Genomic DNA, 12,040 nt, shown 5'->3' with positions numbered 1-12,040 from the left:
CATCCTCACCCTTCTACTCTAATCCGGTGGAGAATGGACGGAAATTCTTTCTGGCACTGTTCAAAATGTCCTTCTGTCATAATTTCTGTCAGAAATCCGAATTCTCCCTCCAACGGTTCCACCTGTACAATCTCAATCGGTCCGAATTTACTTTCCAGATGTGCTTTCATTGCCTGTGGTTCTCCCTTGATCCGCACAAAGAAACGCTTGCTCGTATCCGAGATCGGAAGCAGTTCCACTTTATCCTGATCCCACATCGTCATAATATTCCGGTTCAAATGCTTTACTTCATCTACAATATCAGAAACAACCGCACTCGCTGTCGGAAGCTTTCCTGCACCGCTTCCGTAAAACATTGCATCTCCGAGTACATTGCCATGTACAAAAATCGCATTAAAGACATCATTTACGCTATACAATGGATGCGAAGAGCTCAGCAGATACGGAGCAACGATGGCATGGATATGATCTTCATCCCTTCTGCTGCATGCAAGAAGCTTGATCGTCATTCCCATTGCCTTTGCATACATCATATCTTCTTTTGTAATCTGCGTGATCCCCTCTGTATAAATATCTTCAAAATCCACCTGCTGTCCGGAAATCAAAGATGAAAGAATCGCAATCTTCCGGCATGCATCATATCCTTCCACGTCCGCTTCCGGATTTCGTTCCGCATACCCTTTTTCCTGCGCCTCTTTTAAAACTTCCTCATAATCTGCTCCTTCATAAAACATCTTACTGAGCATATAATTGGTCGTTCCGTTTAAAATCCCTGTGATTTCTTCAATCTCATCTGCTGTCATTGAAGAATTTAACGGACGGATGATCGGAATTCCGCCTCCGACACTGGCCTCAAACAGAAAATTGATATTTTTCTCCCTTGCAATGGAAAGCAGCTCTGCACCGTGCTTTGCCACCAGCGCTTTGTTTGAGGTCACCACGCTTTTTCCGGCCATCAGGCACTTCTTCACAAAAGTATATGCGGGTTCAATCCCGCCCATTACCTCTACTACGATCTGAATGGAAGGATCTTCTGCGATCACCTGAAAATCATGTACGATTTTTTCCTGAATCGGATCTCCCGGGAAATCTCTCAGATCCAGAATGTATTTTACATGGATCTCATCCCCGGCTCTCTGGTCGATTCGTTCCTTATTGGTCTGTAATACTTCAATGACTCCGGATCCCACCGTGCCATATCCCATAACTGCTATATTTACCATATTCGCCTTCCTTCCTGTTCTTTTTTCTGCATCTGTCCTACTCTTCCGGGTTTTTCGGAGCACTTAAATATGCGTTGATAAACGGATCCAGGTTGCCGTCCAGCACACCGTTCACATTGCTGATCTCCATATTCGTACGGTGATCCTTCACCAGTGTATACGGCTGCATGACATAGGAACGGATCTGGCTTCCGAATCCGATCTCCTTGATCTCACCGCGAATACCGGACACTTTGTCTGCTTGCTCCTGCTGCTTCATCAGATACAGCTTGGCTTTGAGCATTTGCATGGCTTTGTCTTTATTCATGTGCTGAGAACGCTCATTCTGACACTGAACAACAATTCCTGTCGGGAAATGCGTGATACGGATTGCCGAAGAAGTCTTATTGATATGCTGTCCACCTGCTCCGCTGGAACGATATGTGTCGATCCTGATATCGTCATCATTGATCTCAATATCAATATCTTCCTCAATATCCGGAATCACATCACAGGATGCAAAAGAAGTCTGCCGCTTTCCGGCCGCATTAAACGGAGAAATTCTGACCAGTCTGTGCACCCCTTTTTCAGAGCGCAGATATCCGTAAGCATTCTCTCCTCGTACTTCAAATGTCACGCCTTTGATTCCCGCAACATCTCCTTCCAGATAATCCAGAACTTCTACGGAAAATCCCTTTTTCTCTGCCCATCTGGTGTACATTCTGTAAAGCATGTTTGCCCAGTCACAGGATTCTGTTCCGCCTGCTCCGGCGTGAAGCGTAACGATCGCATGATCTCTGTCATACTCTCCGGTCAGAAGTGTCTGGATCCTCAGCTCTTCAAACTCTCCTTCAAAACGGAGCAGTTCTTCCTCGATCTCCTGCACCGTCTCTTCGTCCTGTTCCTCCTGACTCATCTCAATCAGCAGTCCCAGATCCTCATAATCTGCGTACATCTGCTCAATCTGCTTTACCGAATCCTGAAGACTTTTCAATACCTGCATCGTCTGTCTGGACTGATCCGGATTATCCCAGAATCCCGGCTCCTCGATCGTTCTTTCTAATTCCTCAATTCGTTCTTTCTTTGACGCTAAGTCAAAGTGAATCCCTCAAATCTTTCAGCGGCTCTTCGTATGCACTCAGTCTTACTTTCAGTTCATCTAATAAAACCACCTTGATCACCTCTTTCTTTTTTCAAAAATCTGTTTTAAATCAACATTGACTGTGTATATATTGCAGCACAATGTCTGATGCAGTATACACACAGTCAACAAAATATTCAGGCACTTACCTGGTTACTATTTTCTTCCGCAGCACTGTTTGTACTTCTTGCCACTTCCGCACGGGCATGGATCATTTGGATAAACCTTTTTCTCTTCCCGTTTTTTCGGAGTGTGTGATGCGCTGTCATCTTTGTTTGTTCCGGTCGCCTGTGCCACCTGCTCTCTTTCTACCTTCTGCTCGATCCGGATATGGAATAAGGTACGGATCGTCGTCTCTGCGATGGAATTGGTCATCTCGCCGAACATATCGTATCCCATCATCTTATATTCTACCAGTGGATCTCTCTGTCCGTATGCCTGCAGACCGATTCCCTGACGGAGCTGATCCATATCATCGATGTGATCCATCCAGCGTGTATCGATTGCCTTTAACAGTACCACTCGCTCCATCTCACGCAGCTGCTCTGCTTCCGGGAATTCTGCTTCTTTCTCCTCGTATGCTTTTACAGCACGCTCTTTCAATGTATGCTTGAGCTCTTTCTGTCTCATGTCCTTGACTTCCTCTGCATCCGGCATCTTCAGCATCGGAATCTCCCCGTGAAGTGTCAGCTCCAGTCCTGCCAGATCCCATTCTTCCGAATCTGCATCCGGTGCGGCAAAGCGGTCTGTCATATTTTCTACATATTCTGTCATCATATTGTAGATGGTATCTCGCATGCTCTCTCCGTCCAGAACACGACGTCTTTCCTCATAAATGATCTCTCTCTGCTCATTCATAACCTGATCGTATTCCAGCAGATTCTTACGGATTCCAAAGTTATTGCCCTCGATCTTCTTCTGTGCTTTCTCAATCGCACTGGAGAGCATCTTATGCTCGATCTGTTCTCCGTCCTCTACACCAAGTGTGTTGAATACACTCATCAGACGTTCAGAACCAAACAGACGCATCAGATCATCCTCCAGAGAAATATAGAAACGGGATTCTCCCGGATCTCCCTGTCGTCCGGAACGTCCGCGCAGCTGGTTGTCAATACGTCTGGATTCATGACGCTCTGTACCGATGATCTTAAGACCTCCGGCCTCTCTTGCAGCATCATCCAGCTTGATATCCGTACCACGTCCGGCCATGTTGGTCGCAATCGTGACTGCTCCGTGCTGTCCCGCATCTGCCACGATTTCTGCTTCCAGTTCATGATACTTGGCATTCAATACCTTATGCTGAATTCCTTCTTTTTTCAGCATTTTGCTGAGCAGCTCTGAAACCTCGATCGTGATTGTACCAACCAGGACCGGCTGTCCCGTTGCATGCGCTTCTTTCACGGCTTCAACGACTGCGTGGTATTTTTCCTGTTTTGTCTTATATACTGCGTCTTCGAGATCTTTTCTCTGAACCGGACGGTTGGTCGGGATCTCTACAACGTCCATTCCGTAAATATCACGGAACTCTTTTTCCTCAGTCAAGGCAGTACCTGTCATACCGCTCTTCTTCTCATACTTGTTGAACAGGTTCTGGAATGTAATAGTTGCCAGTGTCTTGCTCTCTCTTCTGACCTTCACATGCTCTTTTGCTTCGATCGCCTGATGCAGTCCGTCCGAATACCGTCTTCCCGGCATGATACGTCCGGTGAACTCATCCACGATCATAACCTCTCCCTCCTGAGTCACCACGTAATCCTGATCGCGGAACATCAGGTTATGCGCACGCAGCGCCAGAATGATGTTGTGCTGAATCTCCAGATTCTCCGGATCTGCCAGGTTCTCGATATGGAAGAAGTTTTCTACCTTCTTCACACCGTCTTCTGTCAGATTGACAACCTTTTCTTTCTCGTTGACAATAAAATCTCCGGACTCTTCAATATCTTCTCCCATGATCGCATTGATCTTGGAAAACTCACCGCTTGCTTCTCCTCTTTCCAGCTGGCGTGCCAGAATATCGCATGCCTCATACAATTTTGTAGATTTATTACTCTGTCCGGAAATGATCAGCGGAGTTCTGGCTTCATCGATCAATACAGAGTCAACCTCATCGATAACCGCAAAGTTCAGCCCTCTTTGTACAAGCTGTTCCTTGTAGATCACCATGTTGTCTCTCAGATAATCAAATCCCAGTTCGTTGTTCGTTACATATGTAATATCACAATTATATGCCGCACGGCGCTCATCATTGTCCATATCATTGAGAACCACACCGACTGTCAGTCCCAGAAATTCGTGTACTTTTCCCATCCACTCGGCATCACGCTTTGCCAGATAATCATTGACTGTGACAATGTGAACTCCTTTTTCTTCCAGCGCATTCAGATATGCCGGAAGTGTGGATACCAGTGTCTTACCTTCACCTGTACGCATCTCTGCAATACGTCCCTGATGCAGGATGATACCGCCGATCAGCTGTACCCGGTAATGGCGCATCCCCATACTTCTATATGCACCTTCTCTTACAACTGCATATGCCTCCGGGAGAATATCATCCAGTGTCTCTCCCTCTTTGAGACGTTCTTTAAACTCTCTTGTCTTATCCTTTAATTCCGCATCCGAAAGTGCTTTCATCTCTGGCTCCAGCGCCTCAATGCGATCCACGATCGGATAGATTCTCTTCAGCTCGTGCTGGCTGTGAGTCCCGAAAATTTTATCCATTAAACCCATAATCTGCAATCTGCTCCTTGTCTAAATTTACTCTGCCTACCATTCTATCACTAACTTTCCATGAATTCAACCAATTCATGTTTTTGTTCCGCTTTGTTTACATTTCATTTACAAACAGAGCAGATTTTTATAAGGAATTGTCCCTCCAAACAGATCCAGTGCACTTCCGATCGTAAAATCCAGCTTTCCATGTCCAAGATTTTTGAATTTTTCCAGTTCTTCCATACTTCCGATCCCGCCCGCATAAGTAACAGGAATCCCTTCCCATCTGCCAAGCAGTTCTACAAGTTCTCCTTCCACTCCGGAAGATTTTCCTTCCACATCCACACCGTGTACCAGAAATTCATCACAGTACTGCGCCATTTCATCAAGCAATTCTTCTGACAGTTTTTCTCTGGTAAACGTCTGCCACCGGTTTGTCACGATGTAATATTCATCCCCCTTTTTCCGGCAGCTCAGATCCAGCACTATCCTCTCTTTTCCGACCATCTCTTTCAGTCGTCTCAAACGGCTGCGATCCACCTCTCCTTCACGAAATATATAAGAGGTTACGATCACATGGCTGGCGCCTGCATCCAGATATTCTTCCGCATTTTCCGCCGTGATACCGCCGCCGATCTGCATCCCTCCCGGATATACCGAAAGCGCCAGAAGCGCCTGCGCTTTCGTTGCCTCAAAATATTCGGAATCTCTGGAATTGAGCAGAATGATATGCCCTCCTTTGAGTCCATCCTGTTTATATTTTTCTGCATACCAGGCTGCATCCTGTTCTGAAGTAAAATTGGTCTGTGCCATATCGCCTTCATCTTTTAAGCTGCCGCCGACGATCTGTTTTACTTTTCCGTTATGTATATCAATACAAGGTCTGAACTTCATCACAATTCTCCTTTTATAGAAAAGTGCTGCAAAAACTTCTTCTGCAGCACTTGTTTATCCGGTATTCAAAACCTACTTGTTATTCTCCCGGTTCTGTGTGTTATGATCTTTGGTCATTCCATCCGCAGCATCATCTACCGCATCCGTAGCTCCCCTTGTCAGATCATCCACTCCATTGGTCACACCATCCACTACATCATTCACACCGTCTGTGACATCATCTACCACGTTGTCTGCTTTTCCGTTACTGTTGTCATCTGTACGGTTTTCATTTCTGTCTGTCTTGTCATTGTTGTCCTTTGTTTTGTCAGTTGCATCATTCATTGTTGTATCGCTCTGTGTATCTCTTCTGTTTCCACATGCAGTCGTGCCCAGAAGCATACAGGTACACATCAGCAATACAAGCAGTTTTTTTCTGTTTTTCATAATCTTCTTCCTTTCATAAAATATAGTCTTACACTGTTAAGTTTTCCTTTTTTTAATATTTTATGAATGGAATTTTTTTCTTTTTTATGCTCTTGGTCCTGCTGATTTTCTCAGTTTTTCCAATGCTCTTGACTCCAGCTGACGGATCCGTTCTCTGGTCACGCCGAGTATCTGTCCGGTTTCTTCGAGCGTATGTACATTGCCGTCCTCCAGACCGTAGCGGAGTCTTAAGATTTTCTGCTCTTTTTCTGTCAGCGTGGAAAGCATCTCCTGCACTTCTTCTTTCTGTACCAGTGCCGCAACAGCCTCCTCCGGAGTCGGCTCCTGTGTATCTTCAATAAAGTCTTCCAGATTGCTGTTCTCTTCATCTCCCACCGGAGTCTCCAGAGAAACCGGATTCTTGATATAGCTCTGCATGCGCTCTACTTCTTCTGTTGTCATATGCAGCTCTTTTGCAATCTCCTCTGCTGCCACTTCACGCCCGAGTGTCTGTTCCATCTTCCGCTCTGTTTTGCTGATCTTATTCATATTCTGAGCCACACGGACCGGCACACGAATCTCTCTGGACTGAGAATCCAGCGCCCGCAGAATGGCTTCTTTGATCCACCATACCGCATAGGTGGAAAATTTACTGCCCTTTGTGTAGTCAAATTTTTCCACTGCACGCATCAGACCGATATTACCTTCCTGGATCAGATCCATAAACTGCATTCCTTTTCCGGCATAATGCTTTGCCACCGCAACCACCAGACGCAGATTTGCTTCCTCCATCTTTCGTCGTGCTTCTGTATCTCCTTCTGCGATCTGTCTGCCAAGCTCCAGTTCTTCCTCTGCTGTAAGCAGCGGGATCCTGCCGATCTCTTTTAAATAAATCTTTAACGGTTCCGTCATATCCACCGAATCCGGCACCAGATCCTCTGTTTCTGCTCCCAGATCCAGTTCTTCCTCCAACAGTTCCCTTTCTATCTCTTTACTCATATATTTTCATGCCTTTCTTTTCACGTAAGTCTCTGCTTATAGTTTCTCAATCACCTGACCGCTTCTGTAGGCTGCAAGCAGCGACTCCAGATCTGCTACCTGCTCTTTTAATTCGGTGCCGATATCTGTATTTCCAACGAGACGGCGTTCTGTCACCCGTTTCACTACCATGTAATCCGAATGAATATCGCTTCCCTTTTCCACCGCAGCCTCTTTCGACTCAAAAGGCTCATGGGCAACCAGAACAAGACCATAGGAGTTGTAGACAAGGGTATACCCTGCAATTCCCGTCTCTTTCTGATACGCCCTGGAAAAACCTCCATCGATGACCAGAACTTTCCCATTACACTTGATCGGACTTTCTCCGTTTTTACATTTTACAGGAACGTGCCCGTTGACAATGTGGGCTCCCTCCGGGTGCAGTCCGAACTCTTCCAGAATCTCGTCTACCACCGCTTCTTTTTCCAGAAGTTCGTAATACGGATTCTTTTTCTCCAGATGCGTCTCTTTTGCCTCGATAAAATACCGCTCAAAGGTCGCCATCTTGTCTTTTCCGAACAGCGGAGAATCCGGATGCTGCCAGATGCACCACATGATATTCTTTCCTTGCTCTTTTTCCTGTTCATCCAGCGCGAAAAAGCCTTTTCTTACATAGCCTTCCAGCGCATCATACAGACTTTTCCCACGGTAGCTTTTTCCACAGAGCTGTACTTCCTTTAAAGATCCGTCCTCTCTAAGCGGTACGCATCCGTGATACAAAAGATTGTTGTTATACACCTTGTATAATCCACCTTTTGCAAGCAAAAACCGCATATGATTCTGCAGCTTTTCACATCCTGCAAATGCTTTTTCCAGGCGTTCCATAATCTCCTCTTCCTCTTCGGTCAGTTCATACGGAGCTGCCGGATCAATGGTCGGAAACCTGTCATCTTTTAACGGATATTCTTTTCCATCCAGCAGGATCGTGCCTTTTTTATAATCAATCCTGTGCAGCAGTGCACGTTCTTCCATCTGAAATTCCGGATGCTGAAGAATCAGTTTTCCTTCTACCTTAAACTGTATCACGGAAATTGCCTTGTGCATCCGAAGATTCATCTCCATCTCCGCCTTTTGCAGGCGTTCGCTTCCTTTGCGCCTGAAACAGGTACAGGGGTCGTCCCCATAAATGCGAAGTGCAAAATTCGCCAGAGGCAGAAGATTGATCCCGTATCCATCCTCCAGAATATCCAGATTCCCATAACGGGCACAGATCCGGATCACATTGGCAATGCAGCCTCTTTGCCCTGCTGCCGCCCCCATCCAGAGCACATCATGATTGCCCCACTGAATATCCACTGAATGATAGGTCATCAGCTTATCCATGATAATATGCGGGCCCGGTCCTCTGTCATAAATATCACCGACAATATGTAAATGATCAATCACAAGCCTCTGGATCAGATCTGCGATCGCACAGATAAATTCTTCTGCCCTGCCGATCCGGATGATCGTCTGAATGATCTCATTATAGTAGGATTCCTTGTCATGAAGCTCCGCCTTTTCCGTGATCAGTTCTTCTATGACATAAGCAAAATCTTTCGGAAGTGCCTTGCGTACTTTAGAACGGGTGTACTTACTGGCTGCCCGTTTGCTCACCTCGATCAGACGGTACAGCTGAATTTTATACCAGTCTTCCATATGCTTCTCGGTCCGCTTTACCTGCTCTGTCTTCTCTTTTGGATAATAGATCAAAGTAGCCAGCTCCTGCTTTTCCCGCTTCCCAAGCGTATATCCAAATACATCCTCGATTTTGCTTCGCACCGCACCGGATCCATTCTTCAGCACATGGGAAAACGCCTCCCATTCCCCATGAATATCCGTCAGAAAATGCTCGGTTCCTTTCGGAAGATTCAAGATTGCCTGCAGATTGATGATCTCTGTAGAAGCCGCCGCGATCGTCGGATACAGATCCGACAGCCGCTCCAGATATCTTGTCTCTAATTCTTTCATGACACTCCCCGCTCTTTACTCAAACTCTGATTAAAACTGAATCACATCACTCATATCATACATGCCGGCTGTTTTTCCCGCCAGGAACTTGGCTGCTTCCACCGCGCCTTTTCCAAACACGCTTCTGGAATATGCTGTATGCTTAAATTCGATCACTTCATCCATTCCTGCAAAGATCACCTCATGCTCTCCCACGATTGTTCCGCCGCGAACCGCTGAAATTCCGATTTCTTTCTCTTCTCTTTTTTTGCGGTACTGGCTTCTGTCATATACATACGTATATTCATGATCCAGCGCTTCATTGACAGAATCCGCAAGCGCCAGTGCAGTACCGCTTGGAGCATCCACTTTCTGGTTGTGATGACGCTCTACCAGCTCAATATCATATCCCGCAGGCGCCAGTACTTTTGCGGCATCTTTCAAGAGTTTCATCAGCAGATTGATCCCCATGGACATATTCGCTGATTTTAAAACAGCTGTCTGCTCTGCTGCTTTTTCTACTTTTTCAAGCTGGGCTTCAGAAAGTCCCGTGGTACAAAGTACGACCGGAAGCTGTCTGTTCACACAATAGTCCAAAAGTCCGTCCACTGCTGCCGCATTGGAAAAATCGATCACTACGTCTGCCTCTGCATCACACGCTTCCATCGATGAAAACACCGGATACGGATTCTGCACTCCCTGAAACTGATCCACTCCTGCTACAATCTCCACTTTACTGTCTGCTTCCGCAATTTTTGTGATCACCTGTCCCATTTTTCCATTGCAGCCATGCATGATTATCTTTATCATCCTGATTTCCTCCTCGTTCTGTATCTTTCATTTTCCACACCGGAAAACGTTATTCTTTCACGCTATACCGATCCGGACTTTGCAATACACGCCTGCAAAAGACAGACTTTACCCGGATGGGTATACAAAAAAGGATATCACATTCTGGCTATTTGCTCAATCTATGATATCCTTTTAACAATTTTTTATGCTAACTGAATTCCGAACTCCTGCATTGCTTTTTTCAGCTGCACGGTATGTGCTTCACTCAGCTCTGTCAGCGGCATTCTCAATCCGCCGACTTCCATTCCCATCAGATTCACTGCTTTTTTCACCGGGATCGGATTCACTTCGCAGAACAGTGCCTCGATCAGAGGAAGTGCCTTCAGCTGTAATGCCCGGCTTCCCGCAATATCTCCCGCAAAGAAGCTTGCACAGATATCATGTGTCTCTCTCGGAGCTACATTGGACAATACAGAAATCACACCTTTTCCGCCCAGTGACAGGATCGGAACGATCTGATCGTCATTTCCTGAATATACATCCACTTTCCCGTCTGTCAGCTGCAAGATCTTCGCTACCTGTGAGATATTTCCGGATGCTTCCTTGACTGCCACAATGTTGTCAGTCTCTTTCGCCAGTGTCGCTACAGTGGATGGCTCAATATTCACTCCGGTCCTGCTCGCTACGCTGTACAAGATGATCGGCGCTTTTGTCTCGGCCGCGATCGCCTTATAATGCGCAATCAGTCCCGTCTGTGTCGCTTTATTATAATATGGGGTTACAAGAAGTACGCCATCCGCACCGCTCTCGGCTGCTTCTCTTGACATCTCGACTGCAGTCCGTGTACAGTTGGAACCTGTTCCTGCAATGACCGGAATCCGTCCTTTCGTCTGTCTGATCGTAAACTTGATGCAGTCCATATGCTCCTCTTCCGTCAATGTAGACGATTCCCCTGTTGTACCGCAGATCACAATACCGTCGGTACCGTTATCACAATGGAACTGAATCAATTCGTCCAGCTTTTCATAATTCACACTTCCATCTGCATGAAATGGTGTAATAATCGCAACTCCTGCTCCTGTAAAAATTGACATATTTATCCTCCTGACCTTGTCGATTCTCTACTCAGTAATGTTTATGAAATTTTATCATTATTCAGAAGTGATGTCAACGATGGGAATGTGAAAAACGTCCTATTCCATGCACTCCAGCTTGCTCACAGATACTTCATAGGCTGTTCGTGTCTGTGTTTCGGTCTCGGAAATTTTCTTCACATAATCTCTGCTCTGGATTCTTCCCAGTATCTGTACATGCTCTCCCACTTCAAATCCGGACGCATACCGTGCATTTCTTCCCCAGCAGATACACGGAATGTAGTCCGATTTTCCGTACGGACGGTTCACCGCCAGAAGCAGGTCCGCAATTTCCCGTCCAAGCGGTGTTTTCCTGTACACCGGCTTTTTACAGATATACCCCTCCAGCAGAATGTGATTTGTTTTCGCTCCATCCAGTTCCTCGTCAATAAATTCTACCTCTCTTACAAACACAGACAGCACCAGGCGGTTTTTCTGTTCTTCATGCCGGTTATAAGAACGGAACTGCCCGGATACCTTGATCGCCTCTCCCGTATAATCCTGCGTCACATCGATCAGACGTTCTGAGATCATGAGAGAAATCCGGTCATTTGAATTACTCAGACGCTTCACAAGCACATCCGCCATATAGAATCCCTCTCCGAACACCTCGTGGCTGTATGTAAACCCGGATGCCACAACTCCCATGATGGTTACCTGATTGTTTTCAATAATCTTATCTGACATAATTTGTAGTACTCCCTTCCTCGTATGTGGTATTTTATATTTTTGAGTCAACTTAAGTCTATGACATCATACCGCAGTTTAGACCCGATTGTCCGAAAAACCGTTCGACA

Annotated in this window: 10 protein-coding genes; all 10 read right to left on the bottom strand. The window is 46.0% G+C overall.

The window, feature by feature from the left end:
- Positions 1-5 precede the first annotated feature (5 nt).
- Positions 6-1,223: a homoserine dehydrogenase gene (locus tag FXV78_RS11940; RefSeq protein ID WP_004844552.1), complete on the bottom strand. Its 1,218-nt coding sequence runs from the start codon at positions 1,221-1,223 to the stop codon at positions 6-8.
- Between the two features lie 37 nt (positions 1,224-1,260).
- A protein-coding gene (prfB, locus tag FXV78_RS11935; protein ID WP_179954364.1) for a peptide chain release factor 2 occupies positions 1,261-2,374 on the bottom strand; the annotation gives its coding sequence in 2 pieces (ribosomal slippage) (positions 1,261-2,310 and positions 2,312-2,374; 1,113 coding nt in all).
- A gap of 125 nt (positions 2,375-2,499) precedes the next feature.
- The gene (secA, locus tag FXV78_RS11930) at positions 2,500-5,070 is read right to left on the bottom strand and encodes a preprotein translocase subunit SecA (RefSeq protein ID WP_004844554.1); all 2,571 of its coding nucleotides are present in this window, start codon (positions 5,068-5,070) and stop codon (positions 2,500-2,502) included.
- A 108-nt stretch (positions 5,071-5,178) separates the two neighbouring features.
- A complete protein-coding gene (gene hisA, locus FXV78_RS11925) occupies positions 5,179-5,946 on the bottom strand; it encodes a phosphoribosylformimino-5-aminoimidazole carboxamide ribotide isomerase (protein WP_004844555.1) in 768 nt (255 codons plus the stop codon).
- 72 nt (positions 5,947-6,018) lie between these two features.
- A complete protein-coding gene (locus tag FXV78_RS11920; RefSeq protein ID WP_004844556.1) occupies positions 6,019-6,372 on the bottom strand; it encodes a hypothetical protein in 354 nt (117 codons plus the stop codon).
- Positions 6,373-6,456: 84 nt separating this feature from the next.
- A complete protein-coding gene (locus tag FXV78_RS11915; RefSeq protein WP_004844557.1) occupies positions 6,457-7,350 on the bottom strand; it encodes a sigma-70 family RNA polymerase sigma factor in 894 nt (297 codons plus the stop codon).
- 36 nt (positions 7,351-7,386) lie between these two features.
- Entirely contained in the window at positions 7,387-9,339 is a 1,953-nt protein-coding gene (locus tag FXV78_RS11910; RefSeq protein ID WP_004844558.1) for a fructose-bisphosphatase class III, read from the bottom strand.
- 30 nt (positions 9,340-9,369) lie between these two features.
- Positions 9,370-10,128, bottom strand: a complete 759-nt coding sequence (gene dapB / locus FXV78_RS11905; RefSeq protein WP_004844560.1) for a 4-hydroxy-tetrahydrodipicolinate reductase — start codon at positions 10,126-10,128, stop codon at positions 9,370-9,372.
- 185 nt (positions 10,129-10,313) lie between these two features.
- Positions 10,314-11,204 (bottom strand): 4-hydroxy-tetrahydrodipicolinate synthase, encoded by an 891-nt coding sequence (gene dapA / locus FXV78_RS11900; RefSeq protein ID WP_004844561.1) that lies wholly within the window; start codon positions 11,202-11,204, stop codon positions 10,314-10,316.
- A 99-nt stretch (positions 11,205-11,303) separates the two neighbouring features.
- Complete coding sequence (locus tag FXV78_RS11895) at positions 11,304-11,930, bottom strand: single-stranded DNA-binding protein (protein WP_004844562.1); 627 nt, start codon at positions 11,928-11,930, stop codon at positions 11,304-11,306.
- Between the last annotated feature and the right edge of the window lie 110 nt (positions 11,931-12,040).

The organism is Mediterraneibacter gnavus ATCC 29149 (genome assembly GCF_008121495.1).
GTDB lineage: Bacteria > Bacillota > Clostridia > Lachnospirales > Lachnospiraceae > Mediterraneibacter > Mediterraneibacter gnavus.
Note: the sequence above shows the minus strand (reverse complement) of the source record. Positions and strands in the feature narration are given on the sequence as shown.